The sequence below is a fragment of the Brevibacillus gelatini genome (assembly GCF_003710935.1).
GTDB classification, from domain to species: Bacteria; Bacillota; Bacilli; order Brevibacillales; family Brevibacillaceae; genus Brevibacillus; species Brevibacillus gelatini.
The window spans coordinates 89,100-112,779 of sequence record NZ_RHHS01000013.1; the positions used below are offsets into that span (position 1 = coordinate 89,100).

Annotated in this window: 41 protein-coding genes and 2 tRNA genes; all 43 read right to left on the minus strand. The window is 34.2% G+C overall.

What is annotated here, in order from left to right; genetic code table 11:
- Positions 1-126: 126 nt before the first annotated feature.
- Positions 127-798: a hypothetical protein gene (locus EDM57_RS04930; RefSeq protein ID WP_122903657.1), complete on the minus strand. Its 672-nt coding sequence runs from the start codon at positions 796-798 to the stop codon at positions 127-129.
- A 640-nt stretch (positions 799-1,438) separates the two neighbouring features.
- Positions 1,439-1,732, minus strand: a complete 294-nt coding sequence (locus tag EDM57_RS04935; RefSeq protein WP_122903658.1) for a hypothetical protein — start codon at positions 1,730-1,732, stop codon at positions 1,439-1,441.
- Positions 1,733-1,754: 22 nt separating this feature from the next.
- Positions 1,755-1,925: a hypothetical protein gene (locus tag EDM57_RS23155; protein ID WP_170163381.1), complete on the minus strand. Its 171-nt coding sequence runs from the start codon at positions 1,923-1,925 to the stop codon at positions 1,755-1,757.
- A 36-nt stretch (positions 1,926-1,961) separates the two neighbouring features.
- Positions 1,962-2,037: transfer RNA gene (locus EDM57_RS04940), tRNA-Arg, on the minus strand.
- 1 nt (position 2,038) lies between these two features.
- Positions 2,039-2,114: transfer RNA gene (locus EDM57_RS04945), tRNA-Ile, on the minus strand.
- A 95-nt stretch (positions 2,115-2,209) separates the two neighbouring features.
- Positions 2,210-2,338: a hypothetical protein gene (locus EDM57_RS23860; RefSeq protein WP_281274209.1), complete on the minus strand. Its 129-nt coding sequence runs from the start codon at positions 2,336-2,338 to the stop codon at positions 2,210-2,212.
- Positions 2,339-2,364: 26 nt separating this feature from the next.
- Positions 2,365-2,505, minus strand: coding sequence for a hypothetical protein (locus tag EDM57_RS23160; protein ID WP_170163382.1), 141 nt, complete (start codon positions 2,503-2,505; stop codon positions 2,365-2,367).
- Positions 2,502-3,014, minus strand: coding sequence for a hypothetical protein (locus tag EDM57_RS04950; protein ID WP_122903659.1), 513 nt, complete (start codon positions 3,012-3,014; stop codon positions 2,502-2,504). The genes EDM57_RS23160 and EDM57_RS04950 overlap by 4 nt, the downstream gene beginning before the upstream one ends.
- 161 nt (positions 3,015-3,175) lie before the next feature.
- Positions 3,176-3,751 (minus strand): hypothetical protein, encoded by a 576-nt coding sequence (locus EDM57_RS22960; protein ID WP_148039092.1) that lies wholly within the window; start codon positions 3,749-3,751, stop codon positions 3,176-3,178.
- Positions 3,752-3,926: 175 nt separating this feature from the next.
- Entirely contained in the window at positions 3,927-4,136 is a 210-nt protein-coding gene (locus EDM57_RS04955; RefSeq protein WP_122903660.1) for a hypothetical protein, read from the minus strand.
- Between the two features lie 56 nt (positions 4,137-4,192).
- Positions 4,193-4,360: a hypothetical protein gene (locus EDM57_RS23165; protein ID WP_170163383.1), complete on the minus strand. Its 168-nt coding sequence runs from the start codon at positions 4,358-4,360 to the stop codon at positions 4,193-4,195.
- Between the two features lie 34 nt (positions 4,361-4,394).
- Positions 4,395-4,670 (minus strand): hypothetical protein, encoded by a 276-nt coding sequence (locus EDM57_RS04960; protein WP_122903661.1) that lies wholly within the window; start codon positions 4,668-4,670, stop codon positions 4,395-4,397.
- 38 nt (positions 4,671-4,708) lie between these two features.
- A complete protein-coding gene (locus EDM57_RS04965; protein WP_122903662.1) occupies positions 4,709-5,119 on the minus strand; it encodes an ImmA/IrrE family metallo-endopeptidase in 411 nt (136 codons plus the stop codon).
- A gap of 66 nt (positions 5,120-5,185) precedes the next feature.
- Positions 5,186-5,401 carry a hypothetical protein gene (locus EDM57_RS04970; RefSeq protein WP_122903663.1) on the minus strand — a complete coding sequence of 72 codons (216 nt, stop codon included), beginning with the start codon at positions 5,399-5,401 and terminating at the stop codon, positions 5,186-5,188.
- A gap of 194 nt (positions 5,402-5,595) precedes the next feature.
- Positions 5,596-5,769 (minus strand): hypothetical protein, encoded by a 174-nt coding sequence (locus tag EDM57_RS23170; protein WP_170163384.1) that lies wholly within the window; start codon positions 5,767-5,769, stop codon positions 5,596-5,598.
- Between the two features lie 37 nt (positions 5,770-5,806).
- Positions 5,807-6,028 (minus strand): hypothetical protein, encoded by a 222-nt coding sequence (locus tag EDM57_RS04975; RefSeq protein WP_122903664.1) that lies wholly within the window; start codon positions 6,026-6,028, stop codon positions 5,807-5,809.
- Between the two features lie 252 nt (positions 6,029-6,280).
- On the minus strand, positions 6,281-6,616 hold the full coding sequence (locus tag EDM57_RS04980; protein WP_122903665.1) for a hypothetical protein: 336 nt from the start codon (positions 6,614-6,616) through the stop codon (positions 6,281-6,283).
- Between the two features lie 34 nt (positions 6,617-6,650).
- Entirely contained in the window at positions 6,651-6,803 is a 153-nt protein-coding gene (locus tag EDM57_RS23175) for a hypothetical protein (RefSeq protein WP_170163385.1), read from the minus strand.
- Between the two features lie 80 nt (positions 6,804-6,883).
- Positions 6,884-7,993: a zinc-ribbon domain-containing protein gene (locus EDM57_RS04985; RefSeq protein ID WP_122903666.1), complete on the minus strand. Its 1,110-nt coding sequence runs from the start codon at positions 7,991-7,993 to the stop codon at positions 6,884-6,886.
- A gap of 21 nt (positions 7,994-8,014) precedes the next feature.
- Positions 8,015-10,468, minus strand: coding sequence for a hypothetical protein (locus tag EDM57_RS04990; RefSeq protein WP_122903667.1), 2,454 nt, complete (start codon positions 10,466-10,468; stop codon positions 8,015-8,017).
- Positions 10,469-10,969: 501 nt separating this feature from the next.
- Positions 10,970-11,980 carry a DUF262 domain-containing protein gene (locus EDM57_RS05000; protein WP_122903669.1) on the minus strand — a complete coding sequence of 337 codons (1,011 nt, stop codon included), beginning with the start codon at positions 11,978-11,980 and terminating at the stop codon, positions 10,970-10,972.
- A 249-nt stretch (positions 11,981-12,229) separates the two neighbouring features.
- Positions 12,230-12,589, minus strand: a complete 360-nt coding sequence (locus tag EDM57_RS05005) for a hypothetical protein (RefSeq protein WP_122903670.1) — start codon at positions 12,587-12,589, stop codon at positions 12,230-12,232.
- 330 nt (positions 12,590-12,919) lie between these two features.
- Entirely contained in the window at positions 12,920-13,135 is a 216-nt protein-coding gene (locus EDM57_RS05010; RefSeq protein WP_122903671.1) for a hypothetical protein, read from the minus strand.
- A gap of 126 nt (positions 13,136-13,261) precedes the next feature.
- A complete protein-coding gene (locus EDM57_RS05015; RefSeq protein ID WP_122903672.1) occupies positions 13,262-13,516 on the minus strand; it encodes a hypothetical protein in 255 nt (84 codons plus the stop codon).
- 129 nt (positions 13,517-13,645) lie between these two features.
- On the minus strand, positions 13,646-13,900 hold the full coding sequence (locus tag EDM57_RS05020; RefSeq protein ID WP_122903673.1) for a hypothetical protein: 255 nt from the start codon (positions 13,898-13,900) through the stop codon (positions 13,646-13,648).
- A gap of 109 nt (positions 13,901-14,009) precedes the next feature.
- Positions 14,010-14,246 carry a hypothetical protein gene (locus tag EDM57_RS05025; protein ID WP_122903674.1) on the minus strand — a complete coding sequence of 79 codons (237 nt, stop codon included), beginning with the start codon at positions 14,244-14,246 and terminating at the stop codon, positions 14,010-14,012.
- Positions 14,247-14,367: 121 nt separating this feature from the next.
- On the minus strand, positions 14,368-14,850 hold the full coding sequence (locus EDM57_RS05030; protein ID WP_122903675.1) for a hypothetical protein: 483 nt from the start codon (positions 14,848-14,850) through the stop codon (positions 14,368-14,370).
- A gap of 80 nt (positions 14,851-14,930) precedes the next feature.
- Positions 14,931-15,215, minus strand: a complete 285-nt coding sequence (locus EDM57_RS05035; RefSeq protein ID WP_122903676.1) for a hypothetical protein — start codon at positions 15,213-15,215, stop codon at positions 14,931-14,933.
- A gap of 147 nt (positions 15,216-15,362) precedes the next feature.
- Positions 15,363-15,500 carry a hypothetical protein gene (locus EDM57_RS23180; protein WP_170163386.1) on the minus strand — a complete coding sequence of 46 codons (138 nt, stop codon included), beginning with the start codon at positions 15,498-15,500 and terminating at the stop codon, positions 15,363-15,365.
- A gap of 35 nt (positions 15,501-15,535) precedes the next feature.
- On the minus strand, positions 15,536-15,763 hold the full coding sequence (locus tag EDM57_RS05040) for a hypothetical protein (RefSeq protein ID WP_122903677.1): 228 nt from the start codon (positions 15,761-15,763) through the stop codon (positions 15,536-15,538).
- Positions 15,764-15,921: 158 nt separating this feature from the next.
- Positions 15,922-16,068 (minus strand): hypothetical protein, encoded by a 147-nt coding sequence (locus tag EDM57_RS23185; protein WP_170163387.1) that lies wholly within the window; start codon positions 16,066-16,068, stop codon positions 15,922-15,924.
- Between the two features lie 50 nt (positions 16,069-16,118).
- Complete coding sequence (locus EDM57_RS05045) at positions 16,119-16,391, minus strand: hypothetical protein (RefSeq protein ID WP_122903678.1); 273 nt, start codon at positions 16,389-16,391, stop codon at positions 16,119-16,121.
- 48 nt (positions 16,392-16,439) lie between these two features.
- Positions 16,440-16,607, minus strand: coding sequence for a hypothetical protein (locus tag EDM57_RS23190; protein WP_170163388.1), 168 nt, complete (start codon positions 16,605-16,607; stop codon positions 16,440-16,442).
- Positions 16,608-16,643: 36 nt separating this feature from the next.
- A complete protein-coding gene (locus EDM57_RS05050) occupies positions 16,644-17,018 on the minus strand; it encodes a hypothetical protein (protein WP_122903679.1) in 375 nt (124 codons plus the stop codon).
- Positions 17,019-17,038: 20 nt separating this feature from the next.
- Positions 17,039-17,206 (minus strand): hypothetical protein, encoded by a 168-nt coding sequence (locus EDM57_RS23195; RefSeq protein ID WP_170163389.1) that lies wholly within the window; start codon positions 17,204-17,206, stop codon positions 17,039-17,041.
- 102 nt (positions 17,207-17,308) lie between these two features.
- Positions 17,309-17,962, minus strand: coding sequence for a hypothetical protein (locus EDM57_RS05055; RefSeq protein ID WP_122903680.1), 654 nt, complete (start codon positions 17,960-17,962; stop codon positions 17,309-17,311).
- A gap of 140 nt (positions 17,963-18,102) precedes the next feature.
- The gene (locus EDM57_RS23200) at positions 18,103-18,246 is read right to left on the minus strand and encodes a hypothetical protein (protein ID WP_170163390.1); all 144 of its coding nucleotides are present in this window, start codon (positions 18,244-18,246) and stop codon (positions 18,103-18,105) included.
- 49 nt (positions 18,247-18,295) lie between these two features.
- Positions 18,296-18,544: a hypothetical protein gene (locus EDM57_RS05060; RefSeq protein WP_122903681.1), complete on the minus strand. Its 249-nt coding sequence runs from the start codon at positions 18,542-18,544 to the stop codon at positions 18,296-18,298.
- 44 nt (positions 18,545-18,588) lie between these two features.
- A complete protein-coding gene (locus EDM57_RS05065) occupies positions 18,589-19,428 on the minus strand; it encodes a hypothetical protein (protein WP_122903682.1) in 840 nt (279 codons plus the stop codon).
- A gap of 281 nt (positions 19,429-19,709) precedes the next feature.
- The gene (locus tag EDM57_RS05070; RefSeq protein WP_122903683.1) at positions 19,710-19,967 is read right to left on the minus strand and encodes a hypothetical protein; all 258 of its coding nucleotides are present in this window, start codon (positions 19,965-19,967) and stop codon (positions 19,710-19,712) included.
- 36 nt (positions 19,968-20,003) lie between these two features.
- Positions 20,004-20,375, minus strand: a complete 372-nt coding sequence (locus EDM57_RS05075; RefSeq protein ID WP_122903684.1) for a hypothetical protein — start codon at positions 20,373-20,375, stop codon at positions 20,004-20,006.
- A 462-nt stretch (positions 20,376-20,837) separates the two neighbouring features.
- Positions 20,838-21,008: a hypothetical protein gene (locus EDM57_RS23205; RefSeq protein ID WP_170163391.1), complete on the minus strand. Its 171-nt coding sequence runs from the start codon at positions 21,006-21,008 to the stop codon at positions 20,838-20,840.
- Between the two features lie 786 nt (positions 21,009-21,794).
- Positions 21,795-23,666, minus strand: coding sequence for a CHC2 zinc finger domain-containing protein (locus tag EDM57_RS05080; RefSeq protein ID WP_246005741.1), 1,872 nt, complete (start codon positions 23,664-23,666; stop codon positions 21,795-21,797).
- Positions 23,667-23,680 lie beyond the last annotated feature (14 nt).

Sequence of the window (23,680 nt, forward strand, 5' to 3'; positions counted from 1 at the left end):
AAAAATAATAAATTCAACAAAACAAAATCACGTCTAATAATTGTGCAATTCGAACATTTCTTCATTTAAATTAAAAAAGAAAAAGACTTTACATCTTTGCAAAGTCTTCAACAAGTTATTAATTGTTCAAAAAAACCTGCTCATATCTAGTTTCCCTGGTTCGTAATAAATATCAAATGCTCGGTTTAACAAAAAAACATCATTCAAGCTTTCTTTGCCAAACATTATTTGGGCAATTTGTTCTTTGGTAGGCTCGTTAATCATTTTTAACTCGAAATAACGCTTTATGTGACCATGCATTTGTTTCACATCTCTTGCCCAAGGATATAGCACTTTCATACCAGCAGATAAAGCTCGAATTTCCGAAAGAGTGTATGTCTCATCCACTATTCTTTGAACAGCAGATTTCCCAGAAGCCATATCTTTGGCTCCCACACCAAATCTAATTACACACGTAGTTCCTACATGCAGCTTATTACCGTTTATTTTATTCTGAATGATAAGGTTATATCGAAGATTTTCTTGTCCGCATAGCTGACAAGTTGAATAAAATTCAACAGGAGGCTTCTCAGAAAAATACGACATATTATCTAATGTATTTTGATCGATCCAGTCTACATATTCCCATTCACTTTTTGCTTCGTCGAAATTTTGACTTACACTTAGTCTCAAAAGATTATCAACTACTATTTTACGTGGTTTTGTGCTAATCTCCCCGTCCTTGTACTTCGCTAACATAGCCAAAATATTAGGCTTTTTTGATCGTCTACCTTTGACTTTTCTTTTCGTGTATCGCAAGTCAATTCACACCTTTGCATAATAGATAAGGTGTTTTCTACGATGACTGTTATAGTTATTGCGCACCATTAACTCTATTATACCATAAGACGCAAGCATATGTTCGATAAATCTGTCTTCTTGCAAAGGAAATGTTGATTTTTTGAATATGGCTAATTGATTTGCAATATCTAAAAAACGGGACGACTTGCAGCAATTAATCCAAATGTTAAATGATGAGAATATCCATCACTTGCAACTATTAAAAAAATACTTTATATCAAATAACGATTTGAACGAATTTTATTTACTTGCGCATGTACGACACAAAGCATGTTCGCCAATAGGTACACCATCTGCGAAAACTGTATATGCACATTCTTCTGGGTGATCTACTTCTATTAACTTATCGCAATCCTCACATATAACTGTAATCATATTACACCCTCCCTAAATTTGAATAAATTCAGACTTTGCTTGGTTTATGAGCAAATATACTTTAGCGTTTCTTTATAGCATTGTAGACAAAGCTCTTCATCTACTCCGATAATATTCAATATTCTTATTAAATTTTTATTGCTATACATACCACAACTGGTACACATTCGTAATTCTTCTCTGTATTCCTTGTTATTTATTTTCATTTCCGCCTCCCATGAAACTATGCTTTTGTGCCGTTTTCTTCTATCCACTCAGGAAAGTTTTCACGCATGAACCCATTATAACGTTCTTTGACTGGTTCAAATTTTTCTTCTAGATAAGCAAATGACAATACACAATGTTTTGCGTAGAAGTCCATAGCCTCTTCGATATTTTTTATATCTCGTTTTAGCAATTCTGGTGTCGTTGGCGAAGCGTTACGCTCATGCATATCCATACATAAAATAACAAATTTAATTCTTTCCGAAATGCCTGTATATAAGCAGCTTGCAACACCAGCAGGAACAATTTCCATATGTTATCCTATCCCTATGGATTTATTTTATTAATCCAACATCGTCTGGCTTAATTTCTCCATTAAGAAGCTTTGTAAGTCGTTCTCTGGTTTCATCGATGAGAGCTTTTAAGCCTTCAACAGTATTGTATCCATCATAACCGATCAAAATATCTCTTGTGTCTTCAAGAAACAGACGCTCGTGCTTTTCCATTAATCGATACCCTCCTTTTCAGTTTGAAATATCATATGGCGTCCCAGACAGGATTCGAACCTGTGCATGATCGCTTAGAAGACAATTGCCTTATCCGCTTGGCTACTGGGACATGGTGGATCTGACAGGGTATGATCCTGCAACCTCGCTGTTATGAGCAGCTTGCTCTGCCAATTGAGCTACAGATCCAAGATAGGAGCCAGTATGTACTGGTTGTTACTCTTCTTCTTGACGCAATCCAGCCTCTTCAATGCTACATTGCCATTTTTCATTGTAGAAATAATTCAACCGTTTACACCTGCAATACCAAACATGGGCAAATCGGTTTCAGGATCATTGTAGCGATCATCTCTTATAATTTGCATTGTTTTAGACGATTCAATGATTATACGATCCTTTTTGCTGAGATTCATTGTCCTCATCTCCTATAAATATGTATTTAACTTTGCCATTCTTGATAATATTGCTCTATGCTGTCAGAAAACTGATACTTATACTCCCTTAATTCGCGCCATGTTAGTTCATTGTTTACCCATTTTTCGAGAAGTGCAATAAACCTACGAATTTCTACTTTGTTCATTGACAGATCACCTCCCTTTGCTTATCTAGAATAATACTGATTAATTGCTCTAAATCTGTCTCGAAAATATCTGTATTTGAAAAGTGATTACATGTAGGGAATACCGTTATTTTGTTACCTTTTACCCTGAAACTAAAGATTGTTACTCCATTCAGTTGCACGTGGTTATAATTTTTAATTACTTTATTTTTGACTACCTTTGCGCTAGTGTCGTATTCAATTTGTTCAATTACATCATCAGTTGTCATTTCAATTTCATTTTCAATCGTAAAGGATTTACCTTCAAAATAATCTTCAATTGGCATTTCAATTTCAAACTTCTCACCTGCAATGAATCCAACCAATGTAACTTTGTCTTCCGTAACAATTTCTTCGCAATTTTCTGCATAAATGAAGTTTGTTGTTGCCCAATCGCTGAACATTTGAAAATCATCTTCTTTTACAATCTGGCTTGTTACTGGATGCATGATCATTCTCCCAATGTATTCGATAGTCGCAGCATTTTGCATATGTATTACCTCTCCTTCATTTATTTTATATTCTTATTGTACTATTCTACGACCTTTTAAGCAATATGTTTTTTATTAATTTTATATTATAAAAGCCACCTTTTTCGGTGACTTTTGAATCAAACCAGACTTTGATTACCTTCTTTAGTTGTTACGTAAAATCACGGGCTTTCTACCGATTTCAGAATAATACTTCGGCCATTGCAAGTTGGGCATAACCAGATTGGAATTCCCTTTTCTAATTTATAACTGTTTCCTTTGCAATCTGGACACGTATCCCTAACTGCAACCTTAAAATCGTGTTTTCTACCTTTGCGATCTCTAAAAGATAGCTTTTTACCTTTCAAAGCCTCCCTGATCTTCTCCTCTGTCACATGTGTATATCCAAGTAGTTTATCACGTTCCCACAAATCAGTTCGCCCCTCGATATATCTAAACGCTTCACACGTTATTATAGAGCAACCATTCACCTTGTCGTATTTCAAATTGCAATCCTCTGATCGACTACATACATAATCGCAAAGTTTACCCATAACCTCCCATTCACGACCACCAGAAAGCTTTTCCCTGTCTACTTTAAAAACCCCGCGACAGGATTTCGGCACTTTTTTGAAGGGGAACGCTTTCAAATTCCCCATGTTCGGTTTTGCAGTACATTCGTACCATGTGCCGTAACAAGTTCCATATTCTCCATACTCTGATTCTTCATGATAATTTGCGCAATTTTCACATCCCATAATTTTAACACCTCACTTTACCCAACTATTGTCTCAAATCCCCTTTATGTAGGTATCAAACTCAGGCTTTGTCATGCCTGTTATCTGCTTATATGCATCATCAAGCGTAACGGTATCCGATTCAAAACTGACTTGTTTATAATCAACCATATTCTTTACCTCACATTAATAACATTTAATAAACATCCACATTAACCACTTCAACCTCGTCAAGTTGTTTCAAACCTTCTATGTAGTTACGCGCCTGTTCTCTGGTATTGAAATCTGTTTTTGTTAGCATACAATCATCTTCCCATTTATTCTCTTCGCTGTCCCAATATTGAACAATAACTCTGGGCTGTGTGTTATCTGCAAAATAGTTAATTCTGATTTTCGTTTTCTCCATTTGGATTCCTCCAATCATATAACGCCCTGCTGTCTTAGTTTAATTAAATTTTACTTTTATTTAATTAGTTCTTCACCATCTTCTGTTACCTTATACAGTCTTACGTTGAAAACTTCACTATCATTTTTCCACTGATTGTATTTAGATTCTGCCTTGCTGTAATCGAATATTGGATCAGTAGCCAATGGTGCAATATCCATATCTGCTACAACTATGTAATACATTTAACAACCCTCCATTTTCAATACAATTCCACTTTTATTGTATTTTCGATATGACAAATTCAGTTATTTTGTTTAAGTCTCTTGAATTAAAATTCTCCATCTCAATTATTTCACCGTTCACCTTTTTATAAATACATGTAGTGCGTTTGCCAACTGTAGCAAACCAGTCTAAATTTCTGAAACGCGCCCTACCTCCGATAACTGCAATTCTCCCCTGTTCTTTTGCAGTTTCTACTCCATGTAAAGCTAACTTTGTTTGACCGTCTTCAACAAAACCATTTTCTAAGAGGAATTGGATTACTTTATCCATTTCATTTCCCCCTGATAAAATTTCAATTTATTTGGTTTCTAAAAATAAGTTTCAACTTTTGAAGATATGATTGTTTTCAGTCTTCTTACATTCTTGCTGTTGTGACCCATTACAAGGTCATAGAACGCATTCGCAAATAACTCTTCTTGATCTGTTTCGTTATATTCTGTGACCAATCCAACATTGCTATTATCGAATAATACGTGATGCAAGAAATGACCAAACTCATGCAAGAAAATTTCTTCTATTTCTTCTTCTGAAAGTGAACTATCTAAGTAAATAGTTCTGTTATTTGGTAAGTAGCCACCCAATACCCAATCATCATCTTGCTTGAGAAGATTTGCTGGAATAAACTCAACTTTAGGCAAGAATGGGAGTTGATTAATGTTCAAAATGTCGGTATTAATGATTTCAAGATTATCTGCAATCAACTTCTTTTTATTCTTCATGATAGCCACTCCTCAGCCTAATTTTATCATTTGAGTTATTCCAATCAAATCCACTTTTATTGAGATTTATTGATTGGATGGCTCTTCTGTATCAACAATGTTATACGTCTTTATAATTTTATGATTCTCAAAAGGCATTGTTATTTTAACTTCCCATCCATTCTTAGCATTTTTCTCAGCATATTTCATTGCACCCTTAAGCGTGTTATAATGTCCAAAAAATTGATGAGAGAAAGCAGTGTTTGCATTGCGAATTGTTACATGTACCATGTATTTTTTCACAATACCACCCCTTATCTATAAGATAGATTCCCATGAAATCTCAATTTGAATTGGTTTTGTTCTTTGGAGCACCATTTCTACAATTTACACAAACATAGCCATAAAATGCTTTTTTCCATCCATTCGGTAGAGTCACTTCATCCTTAACTGAATGACAAACTGAGCATTTATATTCCATATCTATCTCTTCCTTATTAATGTATTTTTACTTTACCACCAGCAATATGTAAGACAAATAATGCTTTATTACTTCTGTTCATTTCAATTCCTTCGATCTGCACTGTGTCCATGAGAAATTTTCCATCTTCCCCTGCTTTTGCCATACCTCTTTTGGATACTCCGAGCCAATCAACAGTAAACTCAATCATGATTTCCCCTCCTTTTTTCTTTAAAAGGATCAATTTATTAGGATACTTGAATTAATTCATAGTTTCTATGCAGCCAATCAATCACATCATCTTCAGTTACATACTTGTTTTCAGTTCTATTGTTACCGATTTTCCATTGAATCGTTAGGTATAAACAGTCATTTTTGTTCTCTACCATAATTTCATTTACTCCAGCATCCAGTTTGAAAACCTCATATTTGTTTAATAATTCTTTTGCCATTTCTCTTGTCACTTTCATTTTCATTGCTTCCTCAATTTTGAATAAAAATATAGATTAATTCAGCTTTTTCTGCTATTAATTAGCGATGCTCCTTAGCTGTTATGACTATTTGATATATTTATTATACACCAAAGCTCTTAGATACTCAACCGAATCTTTTTATATTTTTATTTTATTTTCAAATAAAACACGCAGCAATAATAGCTATAAAAAGCAAAACTGGCATAATGACTTCACCGAGAACATAATCTACTTTATCTTGACTCATTTTTAGCCCCTCTTATTTAGTGCTGTTTCTGTTCTTACACCTTCTGTTCTCTCTATACCTATCAATCCATCAACCGTGTTATCAGGATCAAAATAAGCAATCACTATATCACCAACTGCTATCTCTTTATTGGTTATGTCTGAGAAAATGTTTTCTTCAACAAAGTATATGTTGCTGCTGTCAGATACACCACTTCCCCAATATTGTCCATTTTCGACTTTGGTGATTTTGTAGATAAATACTGCGTAATTACCACATGCAGATGCAAAAGATGATGTACAAAATACAATTCCCACCACTAGTAGCATCGTTGTCAAGTATTTGAAAATAGTACTCATTTATACACGCCACCTTTTATTTAATTTAATTTATTTAATCCTCAATCATTTCCCCTGTTTTCGGGTTGTATAGATTGATCCAGCCCTTCTCCTTGTGTTCGTATATCTCTAGTCCGTCTCCTGTCTTGCCGTTATATGTCCACTGGTCTTTCCCTAGAATACCTCTCCTGTGTGCTATTCCAGTCATTTGAAACCCTCCCTGTTATTTTGGGTTATCCTGCCCTATCCTGATAAATCAAGACAAGGCTGGATGATTATTTTTACTTGCTATTTAAAAATATTAGTATTTTCCATAGTATTTATTCTTAGTTCTCGTAATAAAACATCTTCAATAGTGTCATATTCCCAATAAGGTATTCGAATTAACTTCACATTGTTCTCTTTACAATAATTGTTTTTAATTTTATCCCTTTTTTGTGTTTCTTTTAGTAATTTTTTAGCCTCCTCTTTTGTTATTCCACCAAAAGTAGTTGGTTTATAGTGTTGTACCCCATCATATTCAATAAAAATCAGTTCATTATTATAATAAATTACAAAATCAAATATTAGCGGTAATGTATCTCTGCAATCTTCAATCCTAATTTGTGGTATGTAAAAAATATTATGCTTTTTCAAAACTTCTACTACTTTCTTTTCACCTTTTGAACTTTTACACACTGGACAGCCTTGACCTAGCATAGTTCTATGGGCAATTGAAGTGTGCCATTCATAATCACATTCTTTACACTTCCACCATACATACTTCCCGCTTTTAGATGTATACTCAAAAGGACTTTCTTTATTTTTTACATAGTTCCACTCAGTCAATAGTTCAGGATGTAATATTGCAAAGCAATTATTCTCATATACTCGTTGCCCTGCACAATAAGGACAACCATTGTTGTTTGATGTTCTGTCGTTAATTCTAGCATTCCACTCATGACCACAAGAGCCAATCCACGATGCGACTATTGATCCACTTGCATATACTTCATCTGGTGATTTACTGTTTTTGACTGGATGCCACTCTTTTGCTATCTCTGGGAATTTTTCTAACAAACTTTTCCCCTTTGGAACTTTTTTACTTTTACTCTCAACAATTTTTATAGACTTACATTCATCACAACAATCTTTTCCAGTTTCCCCTCTTTTTCTAATGACATTTTGGTATGTTTGGGGATTTTTTAATATCTTATTGCAATAATCACATATTTTATGTACTAAAATATGACTATTCTTTGGCAAATGATCCACATTTACATATATTTTTGCTCCCCTTCTATATCTACTTTCTCCCTGTTTATCGATATATTTAGGTATTATGTAATTTAACTTTTCATAATATGCTATATTATTTGGTGTTATAGTAACCTCAACTATTTTTTCTAATATTGCCATACTTTCTCCCCTCCCTCATACTTATATCAATATTTTATCTTGCTCTTCCTCCTTACAGATCATAAATGCAACCATTTTCTTAGCATCGTCTAGGCGGTCTGAAGTCTTCATGCTGTGAACCTCTTGACCATTTTTGAAGATACGGAAACAGCCGAATGATTTCGCAATCATGTATTCGCCATGAATGTATGCTCTGACTATTTCAGTATATCGTCCTACATTGATTTCCCGTTTCTCGGTCTGGAATGTGAGGCTGTTCTCGGTCTTGTTCAATTCCTGTTCAATGAATTGCTTCACTTGTTGTTCTTTGTCTCGTTTAATTTGCCATCTAAAATTACGCATTTTCTTCTTGAACTCTTCGGATAGTTTGACAGCCTCCCCTAGATACTTGTCATATCTATCCTGCATTTTGTTATAGCGGCTGACGTTCAATCCCCCTCTACCCGTAACCGCCCATGATGGATTTGATGCACGATGATTTAATATTTTTAGATACTGTTCATAATAACGCTTTTTAAAAGATTGTAGATATTTTTTGATGTAGTAAGTCATTCTAGGATCATCCGTTAACGCTAGTACTTCCAATGCTTCGTTCTGGAATTGCTGGAAGGTTACTGCACAATCCTTTTTATAATCAACTTCAAATAGCGAGGAAGAATGAACCATTCTTTGCAATTCATCGGAAACAGTGTATTTCTCTAGGTCATTAATATTTATCTCAGGATAAGAATAAGTTTGTTGTTCTTGTGCTGAATCTGTTATAGTGTCGCTGTTATTGAGCATTTGACCGGATAATGACTGTGCAAAGGCAAGCGCTTTTTCTGATTGTTTAGTGAACCAAATTTTTTTAAACTTTGACCAGCGGAAACCGTTTGTTTTTAGTTGTTCGATGACTTCTTGCGATGGTTTTTCAGTGAAAGCAATCTCGATACCCTGCAATTGTTGATTGAGTGTAACTGTTATAGCGTTATCTGGTACTTGTTCCGTTTGCTGTTCTTGGTTCTCTTCATGTTCCATTGCCTCATGCTGTTCTGGTTGCTGTTCTGCTTCCAAAGGTGTAATTATATTCAAAATATCTACCTTTCTCCAGAGCATGTGTTTTAATTCACTGCCCGTAACTTCAATTTCATAAATACCAGCAGAACCGCCATCAGCAGGGAAGCAAGATACAACTTGATATAATTTATTATCATCAATCAATGATTCGTAGTTATCAGGCAGCGTTTGAGCGTATTTCATAGCCTGTTCTTGCAATTGCAAATGGTACTGTTTCAATAGTTCTTGTTCTTGCTTGGTAGCCTTATCATAAACAAATCTTTTCTCTAGTTCAGTGGCCTGTTCATTAGTTAACACAATAAGCCCGTTGTCATCTATAGTGCCTGTTATTTCGGCTTGCTGTTCTTGTTCTACTTGTACTTGCGTAGGATGTTCTGTTCTCACTTCTTCAATTTTGACAGGTTCTTCACTAAGCACGTACCTAGTGAGGAAATCTCTGCCATGTTCATTTTGTTCATCTGTTCCCTGTTCGATCATGTAGCTGATGTGTCTCATTACATGCCTTTCTAAGTCATAGCCACTAGTATGTTTGTATTGCAGGTCAATTCTACCTGTATAGGTGCTTCCATCTGTAAAGGTTATTACAAATTGCGTTTTGTCATATGAACCATCAGAAGGCGCTGACCATGCCATTTCCTGAATGACTTTGTTGGCTTCTACAATTGTGGAGACTGCGACCGTCTTACAATCCCATTTATAACCCTCTAAACGTGTCACCTGCACAGATTGGATGTGATGCTTTTTCACTGGCTCTTCTTGCGTTTCTACTTGGTTGTCTGTTTGTTCTTCTTGTTCTGTAGCCTGTTCGACTGTTGACTGTTCTGTTTCTTGTTGTTGATTCATTTTTTTTCGTGTCTGCTGTACTTGTTCAACAATGACGATATATCCTTCCGCAAGCAATCTTTCTACAGTCTTAGTGGAAAAACTGATGATATTAAATGCTCCAGAGTTACCGCTCAATATCTGTCCTTTTTTGCCGATACGCTTCCAAACATATTTATTAGCGTTTTGACCTTCACAAGCGGAAATAGTGTAAATAACTCCTATTGGGATTGCGTAAATACTGTTAAATGTCTGAATAGGTTTTACTACTTGGATATAATCACCTTTTTGCAGTTCTTTCCGGTCTGTCTCCTGATATGTATAGACTGTTTCGTTATCTTTACTTTCTTTAAGTGTCTTGTTAACTTCAGAGATAGCGGAAGTCAATTCCTCCTTGGAAATGATTGTGCCGTATTTATCCATATGGGAGAATTTAAAGATGTTCAGGCCGTTTTTTGCTCGTGTGCCATCTTTCTTAAGTTTATAGACGAATGCGGTATCATTTTCAATCCAAATGCGGTCAATTTCAAACACCCCATTTTCCTTTTTAACTGGACATCCTTTCATTTTTACAATTGTGTCTGTTTGATATTTCATATGCGACAACCTCCTTTTATACTTACCACCTGAGAAGGTATTCACCTTCTCAACGCTCAGAGCTTAAGGCGCTGTTTATACTGGCTCTGTCCAGTTGCTTTGTTCTTTACTTTTTCAGGAAACTTGAATAGTTTTTCTTATGCTTTTTCTCTCGGCGCAACTTAACGTTTATAGCTCTTTTGGCTTTCTTAAGTGTTGGAATGAATTTTCCGTTTGTGTCTTCCACTATGTAGCCACCTGGGTAATACCAGATGAAATATCCTTTGTAGAACCAGCTATCGAGACATTTCATATTGTATTTCTCCTAATATTTTTATTTATTTTTGGGTGATTAAAAAATCTTCTCTGACCGATCTACTCCTTTGCGCTATACATTCTTTAACTATCTTTATTATATCAATTATCAAATCTCTGGTCAATATTTTTAATTTTTATTTTATACTCATCTAAGAGTTTACAAAGAAGCACATAAACTCTTAGATGAGTTATACACTATTTAAACTACAATTGTCCAATATATTCAGCATACAAATTTGATAAAGCAGCCAGTCTCTTTTTGACATTATCCAATTTAACATTGCCTGCACCACAATATTTCCGGTAAGCATCTCCTTTTTTACTTGTCTGAGCATAATACTTCAAAAAGTCAATTGTCTTTTGGTCAAAATTATGCTCAACAATAAACCCTGCAAATGATACTAGGTTGATCTTTGTGATAAACTTGTTATACTCGTTAAAACCGTCTACAAGCATATCAAACGCTTGCTTGGTCTTATTCATCACGCTGTCATCCAAATCTTTATTTTCTTTGAAAAAATCTTCAACATCTCTTGAAGCAAATGATTTAAAGTCCAATCCACTAGCCAACATTATTGTTTGCAAAACTGCCATTTCTTTATCTGATTTTTTAACTCCTCCAGTTGTAAAATGCGAAACTTCTGTGAATAACTTATGAGTAGAAACAATTTCACTAACAAATTTTTGTACTTGCTTGCTTGCAGATACAAGGCAAAGATGCTGTCTAGCCATGCTAACACCATTGTTCAATCTGTAGAAAATCTTTTCAATGATCTCCTCTTCATCTTCCCCTTCTTGAATTTCAATCGCTTTGATAGTGACAGTATAGCCATTAATCTCTTCTTGTACTTCTTCGGGCAGCTCCGAAAATTTCAACCCAGAAATATCATATTCTTCACCAGTAGATTCCAAAACAATTGGAGGCAGGGTATCTAACGCCCACAAATCCTGCTTGTATTCATGGATACGAGTCAAACGTTGCTTCCCATCAATGATTGCGTATTTATTTACTTTCTTGCCGTCAACTTCTTCTGAGAGTTGCACAGCATAAACATCTGGGATAAACATGGTAAGCAATGAGTCAATAAGGAGTGTACTATTAGCAATAGTCCATTGATCTGCTGGGCGTTGCAGCGGATGGTCAAATGTGATTGTCCCTTTGTTAATCATGGTGCAGATTTGCTTAACATTCCAGCTTACGGATTTTCTCAGCATATTACTCGTCTCCTTTTGGGTTTATATTCTTTCGTAAGTCCCTATACTCTTCAATTTGTTCTCTTTTCCATATAGCCCCACTTGCTAGGTATTGTATTGGCTCGGGAAAAATATATCGGGGTAGAGATTTTCGCTTACCTTCTAGAAGCTCTTTTCGATATTTTTCCGCGCGTGTTTTGTAAATGTTTACCTGCTGCTTTGACCATCCGAGTAGTTCCGCAGCTTCCTCTACCCCAACAAGTGGGGGAACTAGTTTCCCAAAATTACAAATGTTTCTGTACTATTTGGGATGTCTGATTCGTCTTCTACATCAATGTAGAAAAAGTGAGTATGTTTTGTTGGATCTTCCCCTAAGCGCATAGCCCACATCCATTCGAGCTTGATATGTACAAGCATTTTGTCTGAAATCAGATTACGATCTGGTGGAATAATAGTTACTGTCATTGGATAACTAAAAGGTTTACTATAATAAGCTGAAGCATCAAGAATTTCTTTAAAGTTTCTTTTAATAGCATCAATCAAATCCAAGCCAGTGAATTTCAAATACTTCCCTGCATCCCCTGCTACATGCCCTTGATGATTTTGATTGCGCATTTTGAACGTTTTCATAACCTATCACCCTTCGTTTTGTTTTGTTTTACTGTCTATAACAAATATACCATGAGTGTTATATGTTGTCAAACACTAAAATGAAAAAATAATAGATTTTTGATGATTAATAGTAGCAATCTCGCCCCCTTAGTTAATATCAGATCAATCGAGTAGGAGGGAGCGGCTAACTTCCGTTTGAGTTTTCCCCTAGAGTTGTGTCTATGTTAGGCGCATGGGAAACAAATAAGCCAGCATAAATGCTGGCTTATTCCCCTTGATGACTGCATGCTCGAATGAACACATTCTTTTAGCGGAAAATAAAAAGACCAGACTAATGATTAGACTGGTCTACAAATAATCCGACTCATTCAATTTTACTCCAACTCCTCTAATCCATTTCTTCGCTGCGCTTATCGTCTCAAGTTGTGGCAATGTGTATTTTAACTTCTCTATTGCCTTTACACTCCAGTTTTCAGGCTCTGCTATCCAATCCCTTTCCCCAGCGTTCCATATGATAAAACCTTTGTATTTATACTCGCCTTCCCACTTGCTTTTGTGTATCATTTTATTTCTGTCTCCATCGTTTTCTTAATTCCATTATAAGGGATTTTCCCTAAGTTGTAAATATAGTTTACACATTTTTTTGATTAATAAAAGACTGAATGAAAAAAGACCAGTCATTAGCTGATCTTATCTAAATACACAATCAAGACTTGTATCGTTTCCATGACCTAGCTTTATTGCATCTTTCAACAGGTTATATACCGTTAATTCAGCAGTGATATCATCTGAAGTCGCCTCAAATGCAGCGTGATTAAAAGATCTTCTATTATCTCCTACATATTTTTGTTCCATATAAAACTTCGCTTGCTGAATTGTTCTTTTCCCATTTAACACAGATGCAATAATTTCATTTACTCCGTTTTCCCAGTATTTCTTTTTCATTTGAAATGCCTCCTATGTATTTCCTTGTTGATTATATTATAACTGACATCATGACATATTACAACACCTATTTTATATATTTTTGTTTTTAAAAATCAAAAGAAAAAGCCAGCTTTTAACTGGTAAATATTACTCTTGATTATATTTTAGATATTCCAATTCTTCCTCGTATTCTCTTGCTTCCTGATCTGGTTCGCATCCTTCGGCTTCGATCACTACAGTTTCTTTATCTTTTTCGTGTTTCAATTGGCTAATTTTCAAGCCCAGTTCGTACTCTCCAGTTAAAAATGCCTTATGTATTATAATATCTAATAGCTGTTCAAGAGTTAAGCCTTGGGCGACTTCCTTCATTTGTGATTCACTTAAAGTAAGTTTCAATTCCATTTTTACCGCCTCCAAATATGTATTTCCTTCTTGATTACAATTATAAGGGGTTCGCAAAATGATGTCAATGTTTTTATTTTATATTTTTATTTAAAAAACTAAAACCAGCCTAGTTTGCTGGTTTTAGTTGATTGAGTTTTTCTACAAGATCATCAATAGCTTTTTTCGCATCCTCTTCTGTGTCAAATGTCCTTCTAAGACCTTGCAGTTCGTCCCTTTCTAAGTAAGTTCGAATCAATTTGCGTTCTTCTTTATTCTCAGGATAATCACCAAAAACATCAATCCAATAAACCTCTTCAGACAGTCCTTTTGTTATATCAAACAGAGTTTTATTATACTTTTTCAATGTATATTCCTCCTATGTATTATCTTTTAAAGATATTATACCAACTGCCTACAATGAAGTCAATATATTTTTATTATTTTTATTTTGTATTTTTCCGATGAAGACCGCTTTTATCTGCTCTTTAGATAACGCCTAATTCTTTATACATGCCCCTATAAACGTCCCAGCCTTTTTGGATTGATCCAATTTGACCAACTTTTAATACATGTCCTTTTGTCTTGCTTCTGTAAAGTCTAACGGTTACGGTATCATTGGTTTTAGCGTATACCGTTCCTTTATTTAAGACAGTGCCGAAAATGCTGTCTGTTTGGTACATTACTTTATCGCCAACTTGTAAAGGTTCAATTTGCGATTTATCAAGTATATTTTTAATTAAATCGACATCTAAACTATATTTATTAGCGTATTCAATGGCTTTTTCGTATGGGATATTAGGCAAGCACCAATTTTCCCAATGTCCACGAAATTCGACGAATTTATTTAGATTTATATCATATACTGGAACATTGTTTTGCTTCATGTCTGTATTGATTTCCTGTCTAATTTGCTTGTATTCCTCATCAGTTTTATTATATACGTTGATCCGCGCAATTTTATTGTACATATGTATTACCTCCATTTATTCTTAATCGAATTAAAAATTCTTTTATTGGGGAAAAGAAAAGCCACAATTTTATGAGTGGCTCATTCAAACATATGTGCATATTCTTTATTTGTCCATTCCTTGGCCTCTTTTGCAGTGTCAAATTGAGCAACTACTTTTCTCTCATATCTTTGGTCAAAAGGTTTATTATCGTCTTTTGTTGATTTTATTACAAGGTAAGCGTCAATTGTTTTTGAGGGTTCAATCCACATTGTAATATTTTCATTTACTGTTTCCCGATAGAAGGCATACTTTTTAACTTTGCTTACATTCCCTTTAAATTGTGAGCTACTTTGCATTTTATTCCATCCATATTTATCTGCCATTTTAACCGCCTCCTAAGTATTTCCCTATGATTCTATTATAAAGGATAAATGCTATATATGTCAAGCTTTTTATTATTTTTATTTTTATTACATCCAATAAAAACCGATTTGATGAGAAAAAGGGAAGAGACTGCATAAAGCAGTCTCTTACAATTCGTCAAGTTGTCTGTAAAGCTCTTCAAGCCCTTTTTCCATGTTTGCCCTAATAACTTGATCTTGTGTTTCCCAGATGGCAGATTTCAAGTCTTTAATTTGTTTTATGATTTGAGATTTTTTGTTAATCATTTTGATTTCCTCCATTTCAATTATATGTTTTATGATTAAGCTTTGTATTTCTTCAGGAATGTTTTACATTTCTTGAGTGTTGCTTTTCCTTCATCTTCATCATCATTGTAGCTGCTGCCGCCTGATTGGATCATGTCTATTATGTATTTTGCCTCTTCGATTGCTTCAGATAGTGTAAAGTTTTCGTTGCCCACTTCAATGAATCGACTTTCGATTTCATATGGTACATGCTTTTTCCATGTGTCAGTGTTTGTTTTTGCCATTTATCATTTCCCCCTTTAATTTATCTTTAATTATATTAAACCATGCCATTTTATAGTTGTCAACTATTTTTATTATTTTTATTTTTAATACATCCAATAAAAACCGATTTCATGTCAAAAAGAAAAAGAGCAGTTTTTTCGCTGCTCTTTCCAGTTCCTTATTTACTTTCCACAATATAAACCCTATTCCCTTTATCCTCCGTCTTTTCAATCGTAGAAAGCTGGATACCGTTACTGTAGGCGATAAGAACATCTGCATTCTGGTCACATTTCGAGAGTTGCTCAATCAATTCTGCAACTGTCATTTTAAATTCCTCCCTATGTTTTCATATCTTGTTTATTCGCTACTTATTACTTATTTCCTCTTGTTTACATTATATACGATGTCTTTTCGTGTACGTAAGTTATTTATTATTTTTATTTTGTATTTTTCCGACGCTTTTATCTGGTTAGAATTAATACCTTTATGTCTGTAAATTAATTCTCTGTTGGGTGTCATTATTGTGTATCCCAATTTAACCATTTGTTTTTTATTACATTGCTCAATAAAACTTTGTACATCCTCTATATCATGCTCACGTATTGAAACGGCACCGTTTGCTAAATCTACCGTAAGAATTACTTTCATCATTATCACTCCATTTATTTTAGTTTTATAAATCGAAATCAACCGCTTTTATCTGGTTTCCTTAAATCTATAACTTGTGTATTCTCCAAACTGTTTTATTCTTACACATTCATTTACTGTACCATTTGCTCTAAAAATATCGCCAACATTCCATTTTGTGCTACTAGGCATTACAACCTTTTTACCTTTAATAAAAACAGTCATTGCAGCATTCATTTTACATACCTCCATTTATTTTATAAAAAACCGCCTTTAATTGTTTAGTGTATTAGTTGATAATTCCAACTTCAAAGCAAGATCAATAATTTTATTTTTGATTTCAGTATGGAAGTAATACTTTTGAAACAATCTTTCCATATCTGATTTATTGTCGCTATAATTTGGATCACGTTTTACTACTTCATGCGCCCAATTGATTAATTTTTGTTCGGCCTCAATCATATTAGATAATGCTGAAGTATAGCCAAGACTATTTTCAATTTCTCGTAATTTCTCCCCATATTCTTTGCGACTGGCACAAGTTTCTTTTAACTTTCTTTCTGCTACAATTCGTTTTACTTCATTGTCGATAGCGTCAAATTGTATTTTTGCTTGGATATAGTTGAATTGTTCTTGACTGTACTTCATATGTATTCCTCCTCATTATTTTAGATTAATGTCCAATCAACCTTTGATTTCCATTCAATTTCCAATGCTTTAGCAATCATATTAGCAAATGATTCTGCTTGCTGTTTATTGATGGCTGTAAGTGTTGTATAGATTCCTTTTGGATGTTCCTTGTTATCTTTAAAGTGTACTTGAAATTCTTTAAACATTTTATTCCTCCTTTCTTTGAATAAAATAGTCATTTGATGGGAAGAGTGATTACCCTTCCCAATCTATTTCTGTCGCATCTTCTAAAGAGCTTATAAGTCCATTTAAGCATAGACATTCATGATGGATTGAATCTTATAAGCTGCCTCCTTTGCTTCTTCAAGCGTTTTAAAACGTTTTGGGGCTCCATATTCAGACAATGTAATTTCCCGTACTTCTTTAGCGTCTTCATTGTCCAACATTGCGATGAATACAGGGTCAACCAGAAGTTCATTATTTTTTAAAACTTTTACACTTCCGAAATGATGGATTGTAATGTTAGCGTTGATTTTCTTTTCGCCAACTTTCCGGAAATCACCATCGTCATCTGTGCAGTATGTAACCTGCTCAATGATTGCTTTGCAGCACTTACACACTTTAAATTGCTCCACAATGTCATAAGAAGATCCGAAATCTACATGGTCAAATGTAGTTGTATGTTTGTGAGGACACGAGCTGAACGTACTATGAACGTTTAGAATATCACCCACAAACCATTTATTCAGACTGATAAACATGGCAGGAAGTTCATACCAACCCAAAACTTGATAATCATCGCCAGAAAACAATTGAATGTCTGTAGTAGAGAAAGTTTCAACTTCCTCTGAAACATGACAGAAATGAGCAATCATTTGATCTCCTTCGACAGAAAGAGCAAATGGAGCAGTTTCTCCAGAAATTTCAATGTAACCACGGGCAATGACATTATCAAGCTTCATCGCATTTTACCTCCCATACATGTGTTTGCTAACTTCTTATTTATATTTTAATATAATACTTGTTATTTTTCAATAGTTTTATTTTATTTTTTTATAACTGCCTCATTCAAATAAACGACTGTTAATCGCAGTGATTCATGTCACCCATCCCTTTTTTTATCTATTACTTGCTTTGCTTCCTCCATTGTACTGTAAAATTCTCCGTTTGTATCCTCTACTACATACCCTTTTGGATACAGCCAAATAAAGTAATCTTTATAAATCCAGCTATTCAAGCACTTCATGGTAAAACTCTCCTTTTGTTGTACTTGATTTTATAATAAAGTTGAATAATTATCTTTCTCGTCCAGTTTCTTTGTCAAAGTATTCCCATGCCATTGCCCATCGTTCGACAGGAATATTCTTCAATGCATCTCGATCATGATAACCGTCATCAGTCAAGTGATCGATAACATGTTCGCCATCCTCAAGAAGTTTTTCAGATGGCGTTCCAACCCAATCGGCAAATCTTGCAACGAGCAGTTGACCAAGTTCTTTAGCGGAAATTTCAAAAGTTACATTGAACTCTTTCCAGGTTTTCATTATCGTTCTCCTATTCTTTTAAAGAATTTGGCAGTGATTATGTATTAATCTACATTCAATTTTACAATCAGATTGCCTTTAATACAATTGATTGCATCACGCATAAACTGGTTATCAAAACTGCCATATTTAGACTGTCTTACACTAATAAGATCATCACGCTTATTGAGGTTATACGTTAGGTTCTCAACGTCAATATCGATCCATCCATCATAGATTAACAACTTATCTTTGGGTAAAATGATGTTAACATACTGATTACGCTTGCGTTTATGTTTGTGAACAATGTGCAATGACTCGCTATATTGAGCGTATGGCTTGACTGTGGCGCTATTAATAACTGTATTGATAACTACGGGAAATCCGAATTCCGAGAATTTTACAATGGTGACTTTCCTACCCTCAGTAAGTTGCTCTAGTGCTTCTCTAAACTCACCATTGGTATAGTATTTATATTGCATGAGCAAACTTCCCAAATTGAGCATATTTTCCTTTTCAGCAGCGTCAATCAATTCATCAGTGGCTATAATTCTACATTCTTTCATTTTTTTAAAGAAAAACTCTTTTGCTTGTGCTTTTTGTTCACTTGTCATCATTCCATATGTAATGCCGTTACCTACTTCAATACAAATCCCTGCAAGCATATCAGACAATTCATCCACTTGTTGATTCATGTCCATTCCTTCAAGGGATGGTATCGCACTTTCACCCTCTTTTTGTGCTTGTTCATCAATAAATGCATTAGCTTCACCGATCAATGCAAATACCTTTTGTGGCTCACTTGCTTCCCCAAAAAACTCAAGTCCACCATCAATTTCAATGTAAACTTTGGTTACTGTTTGTTGGGTGATTTTATTGTATTGTTCTTCTTTGACGATTCTCATTTGTAGCTCATCTCCTTTTAAGAATTGTTTATTTTATATCATCTTACAATCACTGCACCATAAACAATCAAATTTCTAAGTGCCATCATCCGCTGAATTTTAGACTTTGCAATAGCTAATTGTATTTGGGACATTTTCATTTCCTCCGTTCGTTCCTTTGTTACTTATATTATATCTGATGATAAGTAGATTATCAACTACTTTTTTGTAATTTCTTTTATTTTTATATTTAAAAAACCAGTCATGGCTGACTGGTTAAGTGAATCCATTGCTTTATTTATTTAAGCACTCATCCTCAAAGCAAGACTGATGATTTTATCCCTGTACGACTCTAATACCCAACGTGTACGCAGATTCTTTTCTTCTTCTTGACTCATCAACCCAGTGTTTACTGCCTGATCTATTGCCCAGTTTACAAGAGCGATTTCTGCCTCTATGTATTCATCTTCTAGCTGTTCAACCAAATCCCAATTTTCTGCTGCAAAAGCTTGGTTGTATGCAGCTTTCATTTTAAGGTAAGCTGTTTGGATGTGATTCATTGTAGTTCCTCCGACCTCTTTTAGTTATATTTTTGTTTATACCAAATTTACGAATATTACATTTACGTTACAAGAAGAAAGGAATTTAACCTTTTCAAGTAATTTGTTTATCTCATCTGGATACCCATTGTTTGCTAACTCACAGGCTACTTTATGATGATTATTATCGATGAAATAATACAATGCATTGTCCATCCCTATATATAGATTGTCAGAGTAATTATTTAATTTTCCATTGTACTTTACATTCAATTCTGCTTTTTTGCTAAAGTGCAGACTTCTCACTGACCGAATATCGTTTATAACTGCTTTCGTTTTGTTGTTTGTTCCTTTGACGGTTATACTATTTGGATTAAGCTTAAAATAGGATTCATTTAGATTGAGGTTGGATATTTCATGGATTTTCATTTCGGATCCTCCTGCTTATTATCTTATGATTTCATTATAACGCATTCACTCTCAAATGTATATATTTTAAATTAAATTTTTGTAAATAAAAAAGCCCTCAAGATGGGCTTTTAGATCGTTCTTTAGTTTTGATATTTAAATCCACGTATCTGTGTCAGCTTACTAAATACTATGGAGTCCCATCTTAAACACCTATTTTGTCCTAGACTTTAACAGGTATTTGAAAACGAATAAAATAGCTGTGATTGCAAAGATCGTATCAGTAATCCAGATCCATGATGGTGCTACATTAGACGTTACCCGTACAATGAGGTAAATCAGTGTGAGAAAAAGGAATGATGCATCTGTAAAGATTCGCATAGTGTCACCTCTTTACTAAATGTGATTAGTATGTTAGCCTATATGGTATACTTAAAAAGTAGGGAAGGATTTTCCTCCTTCCCTATGTAATTGGTGGACTCTTTAGCGTTCGTCTTGTGAGGACTTCGGCGCTATTGAGTCTTTTTGTTTGTCTTTCTGTTCCTCCTTTCGTTTCTTTCTCTCATAGAGCAGTTTTTCAATTTCTAGCACCGTCTTGTAGGCTATAAGGATTACGGAGACTGTGCTAATGATGTAGAAAGTTGATGGCTCCATAGTGTCACCTCCTTTCTATTTATATTATAATATAAATCTTTGTTGTGTTCAATATTTTTATTTTATTTTTTAGTGCTATTTAATTTGATTGTGACTAGTGTGAATATGTGAAAAAGATGGGTGTTGCTAGAGAAGTTTTTATTTTTGTGGATATTGTGGATAAAGTTGTTGATAACTTTGTGGATAAGTTAAGGTAAGTGTTCAGACGCTGCTTGTATGTTACCCATACGATGGGAATTGAATATAGCCAAATTTCAATTGCAGAAGCCCTTTTAAACCCTAATGAATTGCCCTGTGTCAATCATAACAGGATGAGTTCATCATGCATCCAAAAGGCAAAAAGTTATCATCAAACAGTAAAACCGTTGATAACTAACATTATCTTCAGCTTTTGGAATGCTTTATTATCAGGTATGGGGGGATATTTTACATCTAAAACAGGAACACTTGTTCGGATAATTGGCCTAGCACTTCCACTTCCACACTCAACTTATAAATCGTTTTCCTTATCGTATCGCTCATCGTATAAACCCTTATCCCATCTACATTTTCCCCACTTCATCACATCCTACATTTCCACCCCAAATGACCTCAATTTCATCTTCTCACCCTATTAAATCCCTTGTCACTTCTACTTTCTTACGATATTCACTCACCCACTCACCACACAGGGGGGTATATTTTACACCTAAAATCATCCAAAACCATTAATACACCTACACTTTCCCGATATAACCAAATTCCCTCACGATCACCTCATATCGTCAAATAAAAAAGAGACAGTTTTTATACTGTCCCTGATCTCAATATTACATTGGGAAACCCATTAACCTCAATTCCCAGTTTATTTTTTAATTCTTTATTTAACCTAACCCTTTCTAGTCCATATTCATTTAACGCTTCTTGTAAACATCTTTTCAGAACTCTCGTATTCATTTCCTTACTGCCATCTGCCATTTCAATAACATCTTTCTCAAATGCATACCCATCTCGTTCAATCATATTCAGAATTAACTTTTTAACCTTCATTGCTATCGTATTACTTGATTCTGAAATAGTTACATTCCGCTTCATGGGGTATACTCTATTGGCAACATCTTCTCCCATTGCACGTATAATCATTTCCCTACTAAAACCTTTTTTAGACATGTTGTTTGCCTTAAACTCATTCGCCATATTGTTAGCATTGGTTAAAACATTATCATCGTATGATGGTATGTAATAAAAGTTTGGGATATTGATTCTCTTATTCCCAGCTTGTTTTTGTAAAGCTGTGTACCTCAAAAACAGCTCTCTTGGAACTTCTGACACATGTAGTTTTTCAATCACTCCTAATAAAGCAAACAGATTAATCCTCTTATTTAATTCCTTTAAGTCATGTGTAATCTTTTTATCCTTTTCTTCAATTTCCTTGATATCAACAATGAAATCAACAAACATTTCAATAATTTCATTTAATGGTTTAAACCATATAGCCTTTTTATTTCTTTGAATAGTTTCCGAACCAATACACATGATTGCAATTTGATTAAGAATAACTAACAGTGGAATATGCTTTTTAATAAACTTGTATAGTTCTGGATGTTCATCTTCCATAAATCCACTTAGTAAATAATATATGTTTTGCTCATATATTCGCTTTTGTTTTACATACCATTCAGATTCAACAACTTCTGCATTATAAACCTGACACAGATAATCTATAGCATCCACATTATTCAGTCCGAACAACCTTTCAGTAATCCTAAAAATATTACCACTAAATCCGCAGTGAGAGCTATGGCATTTATAGAAATAAAACCCTTTCTGATTTTTAACAATGCTCGCAGACGGATTTTTGTCATTGTGAAATATGCAACAGAAAGCAGCTCCTTTATTTTCAATTCCTAAGTAATGAAATAAATCTCTAGAAAGCAAATAACCCATCAAATCCAATTTATTTTCAAATGTCGCTTTTTCTTGCTTTTTCTCTGATATTACCTCATGGTGGGATTTTAGTACCCAAGTTATATTAGATAAATAATCTTTAGGGTAACCTAATATACTTTGGGTACTTTTTCTCCTATCATTGTTATTTTTACCTTTTATATCAGGTATTTTACTCTTTAATATATCATATGTATTAACTCTATTATTAAAATTTATTTCTATAATTTCAATACCACCATAGAATAATCTAGCACGTTCATAGCATTGAGGATCTGAATTATGGTATTTATGTTTAAACCAAGCAAGAATATGATCAATTTCAGTTGGTGATGTTATTTCCCTATCCAAACATAACACAACTCTGAACTTAGGATGTTCATCCTTATAGTTAAAGGATTTATAAATAAAAGTAGCCATACTCTGAAATTCTTTAATTGCATCATCTAGTGTCATTGTTATATGTTTATGAACCTTGCCATCTTTATCTTTATATTCATTATCAAAATCAATGCAAACTAATTGTTGTGAAGTCCAGCAATCTTTTGTTCTACGCAACTCACCATCTTTATTTAATGTTTGTATATAAGCTGGAGTAAATGTTTTCCCTTTTGCAATTTCTTCTGCAAGCTGTTCAATGCTAATGTCAACAGGATTTTGCATTAACCTCTCAGTGATGTATCTAACTTCACTTTTTGATGGTTTGTTTTTGTATTCAACAGGATCTAACATTAATTTCACTCAAT